We start from the raw sequence: 15,289 nt of genomic DNA, 5'->3' as shown, positions 1-15,289 counted from the left end.
TAAAGTTGGCCCGTGCCGCTCTACGCCGCTTACGGGTCGAATATGCATCCGGACCAGATGCTGCAGCGCGCCCCGCATTCGCCGGTCGCTGGTACCGGCTGGCTGCACGGGTGGCGCCTGACCTTCGGCGGCGAAGACATCGGCTGGGAGGGCGCGCTGGCGACCCTGGTCGAGGATCCCGACGAAAAGGTCTTCGTCGTGCTCTACGACATGACCAAAGAAGACGAAGAAAACCTGGACCGCTGGGAAGGCTCCGAGCTCGGCTTCCACAAGAAGATCCGCTGCCGGGTGGACCGGCTGTCCTCGGACACCACCACCGATCCGGTGCTGGCCTGGCTCTACGTGGTCGACGCCTGGGAGGGCGGCCTGCCGTCGGCGCGCTACCTCGGGGTGATGGCCGACGCCGCCGAGATCGCCGGCGCGCCCGCCGAGTACGTCCATGACCTGCGCACCCGCCCCGCCGCCAACGTCGGCCCCGGCACGTAACGCTTTCTTCGGCGAGCGGCCATGTCTGCACACCGACACGCCGCAATGAGTGGCATTTTGCGGACGCTCACGCCGCCCGTCGCAGCAGTTGACGTTCGATCCGTGCGACAAGCTCCACCGGTTGGCGCCGGACATCCTCGGCCAACATGGGTATGACGGTCCACCCGATATCCTGCAGCGCCGCCTGCCTGCGCCGGTCGCGGCGCATCGCGTCGGGTCCGCTGTGGGCCGCCTCGCCGTCGTACTCGGCGGCTACGCCCGCGAATGGCCAGGCGAAATCCAGCCGGCGCAACTCCCGATTTCCGTCGACAACCTCGTACTGCAGCACCGGTGCCGGCAGCCCGCCCTCGCGCATCACCAACCGGGCCTCGCTCTCCATCGGCGACTCGGCCAGTGGGTCGGCGAACTCGATGAGGTCACGGACAGCGACGATGCCGCGCCGCCCCCACTGCTCGCGCGCGGCCCGACGCAACCCAGCCCGGTCGCAACTGCCGCTGCGCAGGGCCGCGTCCAACGTCGCGAGGGCACGGGGCCGGCGCAGCGCGCGGGCGACCTCCACCGCCGTCCAATTCGGTGCCGTGGTCAGGCGTTCGGCGACCATGCGCAACGGGGCATCGTCGCGGCGGTGCACCACCAAGCCGTCCGCGGATCGCAGGTGGGTACCCGGCGGGCTGAGCACATGCAGCTCCGCCGGGTCCTCGGTGTCAAACCCGTAGACCGCCGCCGCGGTGGCCAGGCACACCGGAACCCTTCTGCCGCAGAGCAAGTCGAGCCCGCGCAGGCGCAGCGCGTCGTCCGGTTCACCCAGGCAGTAGATGCCCTGCCAAATACGTTCCAGCGCACCGGAATTGACCGAGGCCTCGAAGGCCCTCCGCGGCATGTAGGTCAGGATCTGCGCACTCGTGGCGAGGCCGCCCTGAGCCCGGAAGAGTTCGATGAGCTCGTCGACCATGGCACCGATGGTCGGCGACGACAACCGGGCACAACAGCCCCGCGCGAAGATCTGTGGATAACCCGGCCGGCGAGTGTCCCCAAAATGCCAACCATTGCGGCGTGTCGGTGTGCAGACACGGCCGCTCGCCAGAGAAACGTCAGGGAGCGGAGTGCTCGACGAGGTTGGACATGACCTGGACGCCGACGGCCAGCGCACGCTCGTCCAGGTCGAAGGTGGGCTGGTGCAGGTCCAACTGCGGGCCGCGACCGGACCACACACCCAGGCGCGCCATCGCGCCGGGCACCTCCTCCAGATACCAGGAGAAGTCCTCACCGCCGCCGGACTGATGGGTGTCGGCCAACGCGTCGGGCCCCAGCGCCTCGATGGCATGGGTGAGGATGCGGGTGGCGGTCTCCTCGTTGACCACCGGCGGCACACCACGGCGGTAGTTCACCGCGTGCTCCACCTTCAGCGGCGCCAGCAACGACGAAACCGTCTCCCTGACAAGGGATTCCAACGTCAGCCAGGTCTCCCGGCTGGCGGTGCGGATGGTGCCGGCCAGCGTGCCGGTCTGCGGAATGGCGTTGGCCGCCACCCCGGCGTTGACGGCACCCCACACCATCACGGTGCTCAGCCGGGGGTCGATCCGACGTGACAGCACGCCCGGCACGCCGGTGATCAGAGTGCCCAGCGCGTACACCAGGTCCCCGGTCAGATGCGGTCGCGAGGTGTGCCCGCCCGGTGAGTGCAGGGTGATCTCGATCGAGTCGGCCGCCGAGGTGATGGGCCCGGGCCGGGTGGCCACCTTGCCGACCTCCAGGCGCGGATCGCAGTGCAACGCAAAGATCCGCGTCACCCCGGCCACCGCCCCGGCCGCTACCGCGTCGATCGCGCCACCGGGCATCAGTTCCTCGGCGGGCTGGAAGATCAGCCGGACCCCGACCGGCAATTCCGGGGCGGACGCCAGCGCGAGCGCCGCGCCGAGCAGCACCGCGGTGTGCGCGTCGTGCCCGCAGGCGTGCGCCACCCCGGGCACCGTCGACGCGAACGGCAGACCGGTGCGCTCGGCCATCGGCAGCGCGTCCATATCGGCGCGCAGCGCCACCCGAGGCCCGTCGTCGGGGCCGAAATCACAGGTCAGCCCGGTGCCGCCGGGCAACACCTTCGGGTTCAGCCCGGCATCGGCCAGCAGGTTGGCGACGAACTCAGTGGTGGCGAACTCCTGCCTGCCCAGTTCCGGATGGGTGTGGATGTGCCGTCGCCAGGCCACCAGGTCGTCATGGTGGGCGGCAATCCAGGCCGCGGTGTGTGCGCGCAGACTCATCTCTTCTCCCGTCGCTGCGCTCGCCCCGAAGAGTTCTCCCGTCGCTGCGCTCGCCCCGAAGAAAGCTCTCCCCGTCGCCGTTCGTGTGCCGTCAGCACCCGGTCGCGTTCGGCCGGGCTCTGCGCCAACGCGACGACGGTGCGGGCCAACATGATGGCGCCCTCGGTGACGGCCTTGTCCGCCGACGGGCCGGCCGCGGCGACCGTGAACTCCGGCTGGTGGATCGACGCGCCGCCGGCGTCCACGCCGACGACCGGATGGATGCCGGGCATCACCTGCGTGACATTGCCCATATCGGTGCTGCCCAGCGGGAGGGCCGTCTCCAGTTCCTTGGCCACCGGCGTCCGGCCGAACCGCAGCATCTCGGCCCGGAACACCTCGGACAGGAACGTATCGGGCGCCAGCGCGTCGTAGGCGGGCGCGGTCTCGGCGACGGTGTGCGTACAGCCGGTGGCCACCGCCCCGGCGCTGAAACAGCCCGCCATCCGCTGCTCCAGTTCGCGCAGTGACTCCATGGTGGTCGCGCGCATGGTGTAGCGCAGCTCGGTGTGCGCCGGGATGACATTGCTGGCTTGGCCGCCCTCGGTGACCAGACCGTGCACCATCTGGCCGGGTGCGAGCTGCTGGCGCAGCAAGCCGATGGCCACCTGCGTGACGGTCAGGGCGTCGGCGGCATTGATGCCCAGATGCGGCGCGACGGCGGCGTGCGATTCCCGGCCGGTGTACCCGACGGCCACCTCGGACAGGGCCAGCGAACGTGCCGCGGCGATATCGATCGGGCCGGGGTGCAGCATCACCGTCGCGGCGATGTCGTCGAATGTTCCGGCCTTGAGCAACAAGGCTTTCCCGCCGCCCGTCTCCTCGGCCGGGGTGCCCAGCAGCACGACGGTCAAGCCCAACTCGTCGGCCACCTCGGCCAGCGCCAGCGCGGTGCCCACGGCGGACGCGGCGATGATGTTGTGTCCGCAGGCATGCCCGATGCCGGGCAGCGCGTCGTACTCGGCACAGATCCCGACCACCAGCGGACCGCTGCCGTACTCGGCCCGGAAGGCGGTCGGCAGTCCGCCGACCGCGGCGGTCATCGCGAAACCGCGCTCGGCCACCAGCGCCTGGGCCTTGGCGCAGCTGCGGTGTTCCTCGAACGCCAGCTCGGGTTCGGCGTGGATCGCGTGGGACAGTTCGATGAGGTCCCCGCCGTGCCGGTGGACGGCATCCTCGACGCTCGACAACGCGGTGACCGTGGGCATCCTGGCAGTATCTCATTCGTGACTGATCCACAGCTGACGGCCGATACCGCAGCGCAGGCGATCCGGGAACGCACCGGGGTCGACGCCCACGACGTCGCTGTCGTGCTGGGGTCGGGCTGGGCGCCCGCCGTCGAGCAACTCGGGTCGCCGAGCGCCACCATCCCGATGGCCGAACTGCCCGGGTTCACCCCGCCGACCGCGGCCGGACACGGTGGTCAGGTGTTGTCCGTTCCGGTCGGCGCCCGCCACGCGCTGGTGCTGGTCGGCCGGATCCATGCCTACGAGGGGCACGATCTGCGCCATGTCGTGCACCCGGTGCGCACGGCCTGCGCTGCGGGGGCGCGCACCGTGGTGCTGACCAATGCCGCAGGCGGGCTGCGCGCCGAGTACCGGGTGGGCGAACCGGTACTGATCAGCGATCACCTCAACCTGACGGCGCGCTCCCCGCTGGTGGGCGCGCAGTTCGTCGACCTGGTCGACGCGTACGCGCCGCGGCTGCGTGCCCTGGCCCGGGAGATCGATCCGACGCTGACCGAGGGTGTCTATGCCGGGCTGCCCGGCCCGCATTACGAGACGCCGGCCGAGATCAGGATGTTGCGCACCCTGGGCGCGGACCTGGTGGGCATGTCGACGGTGCACGAGACGATCGCCGCGCGGGCAGCCGGAGCGCAGGTGCTGGGCGTGTCGCTGGTGACGAATCTGGCCGCGGGCATGACGGGCCAGCCGCTGTCGCACGCCGAGGTGCTGGAGGCCGGCCGTCAGTCCGCCACGCGGATGGGCACCCTGCTGGCCGCGGTCATCGCTCGCCTCTGACCTCCGAGCCGGGCCATCCCCCGCGCCAGCAGGGGCGCGATGAACAGCATGATCAGGATGCGCACCACCTGTGCGGCGATGATGAAGGTGACGTTGGAGCCGGTCTCGACGGCGGTGGCCAGGACCGCATAGACCCCGCCCGGGCTGGTGGCCAGGTACCCCTCCAGCGGGGTGAGGCCGGCGAAGTGGGCCAGCGCGACGCCCAGACCGGCGGTGGCGACGCCGAGCACCACGATCAGTGCCAGCGCGGTGGGCAGGATGCGGGCGACGGCACGCAGCGATTCCCGCGTGAAGGCCAGGCCGGCCTGCCAGCCGATCACCAGGTAGCCGGCCTGAACCAGCACGGCGGGCACACTCAGTCCGAACGACATGCCGGTCAATTGCAGCACCACCGTCAGCGCCAGCGGCCCGAGCAACCCGGCCCCCGGCAACCGGATCAACCTGCCGGCGTTGGACCCGACAAGCACCAGCCCGACCAGCATGACGATACTGAGATACCAAGGTGCCGTGGCACTTTCGCGTACGGCAGCGAGGTGACCATGGCTCTTGTCGGCATGGTAGACCAGGGTGACGACCACCGGCATGGACGCGGTGACCAGCGCGACCCGCAGGTACTGCACCACCGAGACCACGCGTTCGTCGCCGCCGAGCTCGCGGGCGATGGCCACCAGACCCGACGCTCCCCCGGCCACCAGGGCCAACGATCCGGTGAGTGGGCTGACATCACGGTGCAGTCCGAGCAGCGCCCCGGCGAGCACCGACAGCAGCAGGGTGGCCACCGCGACACCGAGCACCGGCAGCCAGTTCGGGCCGAGAGCGGCGACGGCGTTCTGCGACACCATGGTGCCGATGTACACCCCGAGCACACCCTGGGCGGCGACCCCGGCGCGGCGCGGCACGCCTCCCGGTGCCTGGCCGGCCAGCGCCAGGGCGATACCGACCACCAGCGCGGCAAACAGGGCCGCCGAAGGCACACCGGCCACGGTGAGCGGCACCGTGACGGCCACACTGACCGTCAGTAACAGCACCCACTTCGCGAACCGCTTCATATCTATATCAAGTATGAACTTGTCTTTGTCGACATTCAACCTGTGTGACTCAGGTCAAATACCAAGGTTATCCTTGTTATATGGCTAGTAAGGACACCTCGGCCGCCACCGAACTGCGGGAATCGATGATGGCGGTCACCCGCCAGATGCGCCGCCACCGCCCCGACCACGGCCTCACCCTGAGCCAACTGGAACTGCTCGGCGAGGTGAGCCGCGCCGGTTCCACCACGCCGGCCGAACTGGGCGCCCGGCTGCATGTGCGGGTGCAGTCACTGACCGACGGCATCAACGACCTGGTCGGTCGCGGGCTCGCCGCGCGCCGGCCCGATCAGCACGACCGCCGGCGTCAGCTCATCGAACTCACCCCCACCGGCCTGGCGCTGCTGGAAGCCGACCGCGCCGAGCGCGATGCGTGGCTGCACACCACCATGCGCGACACCCTGAACGAGCTGGAATTCGACCTGCTCATGCTGGTGGCCCCCGTGCTGCGCAAGCTGGCCGACGCGGACTCCGCGGCAGCGGGCACAATCAGCGCATGACTGGCGAGCGCCCGGCAGCACCGGCCCTGACCTTCGGCACCGCCGGCCTGCGTGGCCCGATGCGCGAGGGTGCCGATGCCATGAACGTCGGCACGGTGACCCGGGCAACCTGGGCGTTGGCGCGGGTTCTCACCGACCGTTGCTTGGGCGGGTCGACGGTGGTGGTCGGCCGCGACGCCCGCCACCACTCCGACGAGTTCGCCGTTGCGACCGCCGAAGTGCTTGCCGCCCAGGGTTTTTCCGTCGTCATGCTGCCGCAGCCCGCACCGACCCCGGTGACGGCGTTCGCGGTGCGACGCCTCGGCGCCGCGGCGGGTGTGCAGATCACCGCATCGCACAACCCGCCGAACGACAACGGCTACAAGGTGTATCTCGACGGCGGCATGCAGATCATCTCGCCGACGGACCGGGAGATCGAGACCGCGATGGCCCGCGCCCCGCAGGACATCGCCCGCCGATCCGTCGAGCCGCACGGCACCGAGGTGTTCACCGCGTACCTGGAGCGGGCCGCCGCGGTGCGGCGCGGGTCCGGCACCGCCCGGGTGGCGCTGACCCCCATGCACGGCGTGGGCGGCGAATTCGCCCTGGATGCCTTGGCGTTGGCCGGCTTCGACGATGTGCATGTGGTCGAGTCGCAGTTCGCCCCCGACCCGGACTTCCCCACCGTCGCGTTCCCCAACCCGGAGGAGCCGGGCGCCGCGGACCTGCTGTTGACCCTGTCCGCCGACATCGGCGCCGACGTCGCCATCGCGCTGGACCCCGACGCCGACCGGTGCGCCGTCGGCGTGCCGGGACCCGCCGGTTGGCGCATGCTCACCGGCAACGAAACCGGTTGGCTGCTGGGCGAATACCTGCTGTCCAGGCTCGCCGACCCGGCGAGCGCGCTGGTCGCCAGCACGGTGGTGTCCTCGCGCATGCTGGCCTCGATCGCCGCGCACCACGGCGCGCAGCACGCCGAGACCCTGACCGGGTTCAAATGGCTGGCGCGGGCCACCGCACCCGGCACCACCCTGGTCTACGCCTACGAGGAGGCGATCGGGCACTGCGTGGACCCGGAGGCGGTGCGCGACAAGGACGGCATCAGCGCCGCGGTCCTGGTGTGCGATCTGGTGTCCACGTTGGCCACCGAGGGCCGCACCCTGCTCGACGCGCTCGACGACCTGGCCCGTCGCCACGGTGTGCACGAGACGGCCGCGGTGACCCGCCGCGTCGACGATGCGCCCGAGGCAATGGCGGCGCTGCGCGCGAATCCCCCTGCCGCGCTTGCCGGTATCCCGGTGACCGTCGAGGATCTCGGGCAGCGGCGCGGCCAGCAGCGCACCGATGCGCTGGTGTTCAGCGGCGCCGGGATCCGGGTGGTGATCCGCCCGTCGGGCACCGAACCGAAGCTGAAGTCCTATATCGAAGTGCGGTGCGCGCCGACCGACGATCTGGCTGCGGCCCGTACCGCAGCCGCCGCGCTGCGCGGCGAACTGGTGGCCGCCGCGCAGGCCTGGTGAGAAGTCAGCGCGGACCGAACTGTCGATCGCCGGCGTCCCCGAGACCCGGCACGATATAGGCGATCTCGTTGAGCCCCTCATCGATGGTGGCGGTCACCAGCCGGATCTCGGGGGCGGTGCGCTCCAGTGCCGCAATGCCTTCGGGAGCACACACCACGCAGATGGCGGTGATGTCGGTGGCGCCGCGCTGCTGGAGCAGGGTCAGGGTGTGCGCCATGGAGCCGCCGGTGGCCAACATCGGGTCCAGCACGAACACCGCCCGGGTGCTCAGATCCTCGGGCAGCGACGCCAGATACGGCGTCGGCTGATGTGTGCGCTCGTCGCGGGCGACGCCGACGAACCCCACCTGCGCCTCCGGGATCAAGGCGTGGGCCTGGTCCACCATGCCCAAGCCGGCCCGCAGCACGGGCACCAACAGCGGCGGGTTGGCCAATCGGGAGCCCGCCGTCTCGGCCATCGGGGTGCGCACCGTGATCTCTTCGGCGGGGGCGTCCCTGGTCGCCTCGTACACCAACATCAGGGTGAGGTCGCGTAGCGCGGACCGGAATCCCGCGTTGTCGGTGCGTTCGTCGCGCAGCGTGGTGAGCCGCGCGGCGGCAAGGGGGTGATCGACGACCCGGACATCCATGGGCCGAAAGACTAGCCGGACACCGATCGGGCGGCGCGGTACTCGGCCAAGTGCCGGATTCGGGTGGAACCGCTGCCGCCCGGCGTGCGTCATAACCCACATGCACGCCGACACCGCCGCCATCGACCGCACCGGCTTCGCCCTGGGCGGCATCGCCGCCGAACTGAGTGCGCTGGCCACCACCCTGCCCGCCGCCGCCGACTCGGCTCCCGCGCTGTTCGGGCCGGTCGCCGACGCCCTTGTCGCTGCCCTGCGCGCGGCGGTGGCCGACACCACCCGGGCGGTCACCGAACTCGGGACCCAGCTCGGCCTCGCCGAACAGACCGCCGGGCGTATCGCGGTGTCCTATCGGGACGCCGAACATCATGTGGGGCAATCGCTCTCAGCCTTCGGCGGCTGAGCGTGTCCAGCGCGCTGGTCGCCGGGCTGGCCGCACCCCTGCACCACCTGGCCGCACAGATCGGGCCCGGCTGGGCGGCGGCGGAGCATCCGTCGGCGCTGCTCGACGACGCCAGAGACCGGCTCGATGCGCTGGCCACCGGCACCTCCCGCGCCTGGGACGACGCCGCGTGGTCCGGGGAAGCCGGCGCCGCGGCGGCGCGGTCCACCGACGAGATCGCCGCAGCCGTGCGCACGCTGGCCGAACGGGTCGGGCTGCTCGCCGAGCGGGTCGGCGCGGCCGCGGACGCGATTGCCCGGGCCCGCGCCCGGCTGCAGGACATCATCGCCGATTTCGAAGCCTGCGCCGCCGAGCTGGAACCGCAGCTGGACGACCCCGGCGTGGCCGAGGAACTGACCGCGCAGGCTCGGCATGCCCAACGGCGGGCCACCGATGTGGTCGACGGTCTGCGCGCCGAGCTGGACGGTCACGCGGCCACCATCGGGGCCGCGCCCCGCCCGACGGTGCCGACCGCACCGGCCGGCCTGGCCCCGGCCGGTTTCCCGGGGCTGGCACCGGGAGCCGGGGCGCTCGCGCCCGGAGCGATGGGGGCGCTCACGCCGATGGGGGCCGGGTTGGCGCCGGCGCTGTCCGGGGCGCTGGAGCGGGCCACGCCGACCGACCGGCGGCGCGGCGCCGTCCTGGGCGATCCGGCCGCCTTCGGGTCCGGGGTGGCCGTCCGGCTGCCCGACGGCAGCACCGCCACCGCGCCGAATGCCATCGCGGCCAGCGCCGTGCGGCACGCACTGACCCAGTTGGGCGTGCCGTACGACTGGGGTGGCACCACCCCCGGCGTCGGCCTGGACTGCAGCGGGCTGACGCAGTGGGCCTACCGGGAGGCGGGCTTGGAGATCCCGCGGCTGGCCCAGGAGCAGGACATCGGGGCCGCCGTCGACGCCGGATCACTGCGCCCCGGCGACCTGGCGGTGTGGGACGGCCACGTCGCCATGATCGTCGGCAACGGCACGATGATCGAGGCGGGCGATCCGGTGCAACTCTCGGCCATCCGCACCACCAACGCCGGGCAGGGCTTTCAGGGCTTCTGGCGTCCGACGGCGTGAACTACGGGTGTGGCCCCCGAGCGGTCAGCCTGCATCGTTACGCTGTGCGCCATGGCGGCTGACATCGTGCCGGTCCGGCTCGGACTGACCAATGGCGACCTGTACACCCTGTGGGCACCCCGCTGGCGCGACGCCGGCGACGAATGGGAGGCCTTCCTCGGCAAGGACGAGGACCTGTTCGCGTTCGAGTCGGTGGCCGACCTGACGGCGTTCGTGCGGACCAACGCCGACAACGACCTCACCGACCACCCGGCCTGGGAGAAGCTCACCCAGGCCAATGCGCATCGGCTCGATCCCGACGACGCCCACCTCTACGACCTCGTCGAGGTGCCCGCCCTGGTGGCGGACAAGCCCTCCGAGGACTCCGTCGACGCCGTGCGCCGCGCGCTGGTGATCGTCTCGGCCATCGGGTCGGTATGCGACCTGCCGGTGATCACCAAACTGTTCAACGGCAACCCCGTGCTGGGCACCATCGGCGGCGGACTGGAGGCCTTCGCCGGCCGCGCCGGCCGCAAGCGCTGGGCCGAGATCGAGGCGGTGATCGGTCGCTCCTGGGACTCGGTCATCGACGTCATCGACGAACTGGTCAGCACGCCGGAGGTCAGCGCCGCCGACTCCGCCAAGGCCCAGCAGGAGCTCGACGAGCCGGCACCCGAGCCCGACGAGGACGATCTCGCCGCCGCCGACGACGACGAGGTGGTCATCGAGGGTGAGGTGGACACCGACGAGGAGAGCGAAGCGCTGGAGGCCGAGGCCCAGCGCCAGGTGCTCGGCGGTGACGAGGACTTCTGGACCCAGGTCGGCATCGACCCGGTGCGCATCATGACCAGCGGCGGCACCCTGTACACGCTGCGCTGCTACGTCGGCGACGACCCGAAGTTCCTCGGCCGCAACGGCCGCATCAGCGTGTTCAGCTCCGAACGGGCGCTGGCCCGCTATCTGGCCGACGAGCACGAGAGCGACCTGTCCGGCTACAGCGCCTATGAGATCATCAGGACCGCGGCCACCGACGGATCCCTGCGGGTGGACGTCACCGATGACAACATCTACGTGCTGTCCGGCCTGGCCGACGACATCGCCGACGGCCCGGACGCCGTTGACCGTGACCAGCTGGAGCTGGCCGTCGAATTCCTCAGGGATGTCGGCGATTACGCCGAGGACACCATCGTCGCCAAGGCGCTGGAGCGCACCCAGCCGCTCGGTGCGCTGGTCTCCTACCTGATCGAGCCGGACAGTGCGGCCAAACCGGCCGCGCCGTACGCCAAGGCCGTGGAGCAGTGGGAAGAGCTGGAGAGCTTCGTCGAATCGCGGTTGCGCCACGAGTGATCACCGATGATTTCGGCGGTGGCGGCCGGTCCATACCGGTATGACCACCACGGACGGACTCATCTGCCGCTCACTCGACGTTCCCGGCGCCCGCCTGCACTACGAGGTACGCGGGTCCGGGCCGCTGCTGCTGGTGATCGGTTCGCCGATGACCGCCACGGAGTTCCTGCCGCTGGCGCACGCCATGGCCGCCGACCACACCGTCGTCACCTACGATCCGCGGGGCCTGGGCCACAGCACGATCCATGACCCCGACCAGGACGCGACACCGGACCTGCGTGCCGACGACGTGGCCGCCATCCTCGACGCGCTGGGCGCCGACTCCGCCGACGTGTTCGGATCCAGCGGCGGCGCGGTGACCGGGCTGGCGCTGGCCACACGCCACCCCGGCCGGGTGCGCACCCTGGTCGCCCACGAGCCCCCGCTGCTGGAGCTGCTGCCCGACGCCGACCAGCACCGCGCGGCCACCGAGGAGATCATCGCGACGTTCCACCGGGACGGGGTCGAGGCGGCGTGGATGGCGTTCATGGCCAACGCCGGCTTCGACCTGGGCGACCCGCATGCCGGCCCTCCCCCAGGCCCGGAGCCGACGCCCGAGGAACTGGCCGAGCAGCTCGCCGACTCCGCCCGGTTCTTCGACCACGAACTGCGGGAGACCACCCGGTACCTGCCCGATATCGCCGCGCTGACCGCGGGGCCGGCGCGGATCGTCGTCGCGCTGGGCGCGCAGTCCGGCCACCTGCTCACCGCCGCCACCACCCGGGCGCTGGCGGCGCTGCTGCACCGCGAGCCGGTCATCTTCCCCGGCGATCACGGTGGATTCCTCGGCGCGCCAGGCGAGTTCGCGGCAACCTTGCGGACCGTCCTCAGCCGATGAGCACCGCATAGCGCGGTTTGATCACCCCGTCGATGAGGGCCAGCCGCTCGTCGAACGGCAGGAACGAGGATTTCATCGCGTTGATGGTGAAGCGTTCCAGGTCGCTCCAGCCGTAGCCGAAGGCCTCGACCAGCCGCAGCATCTCCTGACTCATGGTGGTGTCGCTCATCAGCCGGTTGTCGGTGTTGACGGTGACCCGGAACCGGGTGCGGGCCAGCAGGTCGAACGGATGCTCGGCGATGCTGGCCACCGCCCCGGTCTGGACGTTGGAGCTGGGGCACAGTTCCAGCGGAATGCGCTTGTCCCGCAGGATGGCCGCCAGCCGGCCCAGCCGCACCGCGCCGTCGGGGCCGACCGTGATGTCGTCGACGATGCGCACCCCGTGGCCCAGCCGGTCGGCACCGCAGAAGGCGATGGCCTCGTGGATGGACGGCAGGCCGAAGGCCTCACCGGCGTGAATGGTGAAGCGCGCGTTGTTGCTTCGCATGTACTCGAACGCATCCAGGTGCCGGCTGGGCGGATAACCGGCCTCGGCGCCGGCGATGTCGAAGCCGACCACGCCCTGGTCGCGGAACCGGATGGCCAGCTCGGCGATCTCCCGGGACCGTGCGGCGTGCCGCATGGCGGTGACCAGGCAGCGCACCACGATGGTGCGGCCGGCCGCCGCGGCGGCCTTCTCGCCGTCGGCGAAGCCGCCGAGCACCGCGTCGACGACGGCGTCCAGCGACAGTCCGCGATCGATGTGCAGTTCGGGGGCGAACCGGACCTCGGCGTACACCACGTTGTCCTCGGCGAGGTCCTCGACGGCCTCGTAGGCCACCCGGTGCAGGGCCTCGGGGGTCTGCATCACGCCGACGGTGTGCGCGAACGGTTCCAGGTAGCGCACCAGCGACCCGCTGTGGGCGGCGGTACGGAAGAACGTCGCGAGCTCGTCGACCTCGGTGGCCGGTAGCTCGTCGTACCCGAATTGATCGGCCAGCTCGAGCACCGTGGCCGGGCGTAACCCGCCGTCGAGGTGGTCGTGCAGCAGCGCTTTGGGGGCTTGGGTGATCAGGTCGAGGGTCAGCGGCGTACTCATCTGTCCATCTTGCTCGCCCGCGGCGGCGCAGGCGCGCGGATCTCCCGGGCCGTCATCACGTGTTCGCCTACCCGATACGGTCGATGACGACGGGGCCGAGCTCGGCAACGGTGCCGCCGACGCTCCACCCGCCGTCGAGTTCGGCCAACGCCGCCGGTAGCCGCTCGGGCGTTTCGGTGTAGAGGGTGAACACCGTTTCGCCGGCGGACACGGGCTCACCGGGCCTGCGATGGATCCGGACACCGGCTCCGAGCTGGACCGGCTGCCCAGGTGCGGCGCGGCCCGCCCCGAGCCGCCACGCGGCCATCGCCACCGCCATGGCATCGATATCGCCCATCACCCCGGCGCTGGATGCGGTGACCGTTTCGGTGTGCGTACCGAGCGGCAGCGGTTGGCTCAGGTCACCGCCCTGGGCGGCGACGAGCCGGCGGAACCGGTCCATCGCCGTGCCGTCGCGCAGGGTCTGGGCCGGGTCCACCCGATCGATCCCGGCGGCGTCGAGCATCTCGGCTGCCAGCGCCAGGGTCAGCTCGACCACGTCGGGCGGGCCGCCGCCGGCCAGCACCTCCAACGACTCGGCGACCTCCAGCGCGTTGCCGACGGTGCGGCCCAGTGGACGGTTCATGTCGGTGAGCAACGCCCGGGTCGGGACGCCGTAGGAATTGCCGAGCGCCACCATGGTGGCCGCCAGCTCGCGGGACTCGGCTTCGGTCTTGAGGAACGCGCCGCGGCCCACCTTGACGTCCAGGACCAGGGCTTGCGCTCCTTCGGCCAGTTTCTTGCTCATCACCGAACTGGCGATCAGCGGCAGCGATTCGGTGGTGGCGGTGACATCGCGCAGGGCATAGATCTTGCGATCGGCCGGGGCGAGATCGCCCGCGGCGAAGATGGCCGCTCCGACATCGCAAAGCTGTTGGCGGATGCGCTCTTTGGACAGCTCGGGGGTGAATCCGGCGATGGCCTCCAGTTTGTCCAGGGTGCCCCCGGTGTGTCCGAGGCCGCGGCCCGCGGCCTGCGGAACCGCTGCGCCACAAGCCAGTACCACCGGTACCAGGGGGATGGTGATCTTGTCACCGACCCCGCCGGTGGAGTGCTTGTCGACCAGGGGCAGCCCCAGATCGGTGAAGTCGAACCGCTCACCGGAGGCCACCATCGCGGCGGTCCAGCGGGTGATCTCGCCGGGGGTCATGCCGCGCAGGAAGATCGCCATCAGCAGGGCCGACATCTGTTCGTCCGCGACACGACCGTGGGTGTAGCCGTCGATCACCCAGTCGATGGCCTCGTCGGTGAGGACGCCGCCGTCGCGTTTGGTCCGGATGACGGACGGAGCATCGAGATGCGACCCGTGATGATGTGCATCGAGATGCGACCCGTGCTGAGGCGCATCGGCAGGCGTACCCGGGCTCATGCGCGCTCCAGATCGGCAGGCCCGAAGGCGTCGGGCAGCAGGTCGGCCAGCCGGCGCGGACCGTCGGGATGGTCGATCAGCAGATCGGGTCCGCCGTGCTCGTAGAGCACCTGCCGGCACCGTCCGCACGGCATCAACGGGGCGCCGTCGGCGGCCACGCAACTGAGCGCGACGAGGCGCCCGCCACCGCCGGAAAACAGGACGCAGACCACAGCACACTCGGCACAGAGACCTAGGCCATATGAGACATTCTCCACATTGCATCCGCGGATGATCTTGCCGTCGTCGACCAAGGCGGCCGCTCCGACCGGAAAACCCGAATACGGCGCATAGGCCCCGCGCGAAGCTTCGATTGCGTTGTCTCGCAACAATTTCCAGTCGATTTCCAGGCTCATGACACCCTCCGCGCAGGATGATCTGAATGCATTCCGAAGGATCGACATCCGAAGGCTACAACCAATGTAGGTCACCCTAACTTTGTGGTAGAACGGCCTCTTTCGGCTCCACGCTAGTTCTAAGTCGGTTCCATTTGGGATTAGAGTCGCCCCGAGGTTTGGGGACGAATTACAGCCTTGTCCCCG

16 protein-coding genes are annotated in these 15,289 nt (G+C 70.7%); 8 read left to right on the top strand and 8 right to left on the bottom strand.

Annotation, left to right across the window (positions count from 1 at the left end; all coding sequences use genetic code 11):
• Positions 1–12: 12 nt before the first annotated feature.
• Positions 13–486 carry a gamma-glutamylcyclotransferase family protein gene (locus SBI67_RS18925; RefSeq protein ID WP_266045602.1) on the top strand — a complete coding sequence of 158 codons (474 nt, stop codon included), beginning with the start codon at positions 13–15 and terminating at the stop codon, positions 484–486.
• Positions 487–553: 67 nt separating this feature from the next.
• On the opposite strand, the gene SBI67_RS18920 is transcribed toward SBI67_RS18925, so the two are convergent.
• From SBI67_RS18920 to SBI67_RS18910, 3 genes are all read right to left on the bottom strand, one after another.
• Positions 554–1,438 (bottom strand): type IV toxin-antitoxin system AbiEi family antitoxin, encoded by an 885-nt coding sequence (locus tag SBI67_RS18920; protein WP_318982056.1) that lies wholly within the window; start codon positions 1,436–1,438, stop codon positions 554–556.
• Between the two features lie 139 nt (positions 1,439–1,577).
• The gene (locus tag SBI67_RS18915) at positions 1,578–2,744 is read right to left on the bottom strand and encodes an amidohydrolase (RefSeq protein ID WP_318982055.1); all 1,167 of its coding nucleotides are present in this window, start codon (positions 2,742–2,744) and stop codon (positions 1,578–1,580) included.
• Positions 2,741–3,991, bottom strand: a complete 1,251-nt coding sequence (locus SBI67_RS18910) for a M20 family metallopeptidase (RefSeq protein ID WP_318982054.1) — start codon at positions 3,989–3,991, stop codon at positions 2,741–2,743. The genes SBI67_RS18915 and SBI67_RS18910 overlap by 4 nt, the downstream gene beginning before the upstream one ends.
• 18 nt (positions 3,992–4,009) lie before the next feature.
• On the opposite strand from SBI67_RS18910, the gene SBI67_RS18905 reads away from it, so the two are divergent.
• Complete coding sequence (locus SBI67_RS18905) at positions 4,010–4,804, top strand: purine-nucleoside phosphorylase (RefSeq protein WP_318982053.1); 795 nt, start codon at positions 4,010–4,012, stop codon at positions 4,802–4,804.
• Here SBI67_RS18905 and SBI67_RS18900 read toward each other — a convergent pair.
• Entirely contained in the window at positions 4,750–5,853 is a 1,104-nt protein-coding gene (locus tag SBI67_RS18900; RefSeq protein ID WP_318982052.1) for an AbrB family protein, read from the bottom strand. The two genes, SBI67_RS18905 and SBI67_RS18900, sit on opposite strands and share 55 nt — an antisense overlap.
• 80 nt (positions 5,854–5,933) lie before the next feature.
• Between SBI67_RS18900 and SBI67_RS18895 the strand changes: the two genes are divergently transcribed.
• Positions 5,934–6,392, top strand: a complete 459-nt coding sequence (locus SBI67_RS18895) for a MarR family winged helix-turn-helix transcriptional regulator (RefSeq protein ID WP_318982051.1) — start codon at positions 5,934–5,936, stop codon at positions 6,390–6,392.
• A complete protein-coding gene (locus SBI67_RS18890; RefSeq protein ID WP_318982050.1) occupies positions 6,389–7,891 on the top strand; it encodes a phospho-sugar mutase in 1,503 nt (500 codons plus the stop codon). Before SBI67_RS18895 ends, SBI67_RS18890 begins: the two co-directional genes overlap by 4 nt.
• 4 nt (positions 7,892–7,895) lie before the next feature.
• Here the strand turns inward: SBI67_RS18890 and upp are convergent, their stop codons facing one another.
• Positions 7,896–8,519: a uracil phosphoribosyltransferase gene (gene upp, locus SBI67_RS18885; RefSeq protein WP_318982049.1), complete on the bottom strand. Its 624-nt coding sequence runs from the start codon at positions 8,517–8,519 to the stop codon at positions 7,896–7,898.
• 100 nt (positions 8,520–8,619) lie between these two features.
• On the opposite strand from upp, the gene SBI67_RS18880 reads away from it, so the two are divergent.
• Genes SBI67_RS18880 through SBI67_RS18865 form a run of 4 tightly spaced genes read left to right on the top strand, consistent with a single transcriptional unit; the run spans position 8,620 to position 12,222 of the window.
• A complete protein-coding gene (locus tag SBI67_RS18880; protein WP_318982048.1) occupies positions 8,620–8,919 on the top strand; it encodes a hypothetical protein in 300 nt (99 codons plus the stop codon).
• Between the two features lie 2 nt (positions 8,920–8,921).
• Positions 8,922–10,019: an NlpC/P60 family protein gene (locus tag SBI67_RS18875; RefSeq protein ID WP_318982047.1), complete on the top strand. Its 1,098-nt coding sequence runs from the start codon at positions 8,922–8,924 to the stop codon at positions 10,017–10,019.
• A gap of 51 nt (positions 10,020–10,070) precedes the next feature.
• The gene (satS, locus tag SBI67_RS18870) at positions 10,071–11,345 is read left to right on the top strand and encodes a protein export chaperone SatS (protein WP_318982046.1); all 1,275 of its coding nucleotides are present in this window, start codon (positions 10,071–10,073) and stop codon (positions 11,343–11,345) included.
• Between the two features lie 40 nt (positions 11,346–11,385).
• Positions 11,386–12,222 carry an alpha/beta fold hydrolase gene (locus SBI67_RS18865; RefSeq protein WP_318982045.1) on the top strand — a complete coding sequence of 279 codons (837 nt, stop codon included), beginning with the start codon at positions 11,386–11,388 and terminating at the stop codon, positions 12,220–12,222.
• Here the strand turns inward: SBI67_RS18865 and SBI67_RS18860 are convergent.
• From SBI67_RS18860 to SBI67_RS18850, 3 genes are all read right to left on the bottom strand, one after another.
• A complete protein-coding gene (locus SBI67_RS18860; protein ID WP_318982044.1) occupies positions 12,212–13,300 on the bottom strand; it encodes an adenosine deaminase in 1,089 nt (362 codons plus the stop codon). The two genes, SBI67_RS18865 and SBI67_RS18860, sit on opposite strands and share 11 nt — an antisense overlap.
• Before the next feature lie 67 nt (positions 13,301–13,367).
• Positions 13,368–14,708 carry a thymidine phosphorylase gene (locus SBI67_RS18855; protein WP_318982043.1) on the bottom strand — a complete coding sequence of 447 codons (1,341 nt, stop codon included), beginning with the start codon at positions 14,706–14,708 and terminating at the stop codon, positions 13,368–13,370.
• Positions 14,705–15,103 carry a cytidine deaminase gene (locus SBI67_RS18850; RefSeq protein ID WP_413232530.1) on the bottom strand — a complete coding sequence of 133 codons (399 nt, stop codon included), beginning with the start codon at positions 15,101–15,103 and terminating at the stop codon, positions 14,705–14,707. Before SBI67_RS18850 ends, SBI67_RS18855 begins: the two co-directional genes overlap by 4 nt.
• Positions 15,104–15,289 lie beyond the last annotated feature (186 nt).

This window comes from Mycolicibacterium chengduense, from assembly GCF_033741155.1.
In the GTDB taxonomy this organism is placed as follows: Bacteria; Actinomycetota; Actinomycetes; order Mycobacteriales; family Mycobacteriaceae; genus Mycobacterium.
Note: the sequence above shows the minus strand (reverse complement) of the source record. Positions and strands in the feature narration are given on the sequence as shown.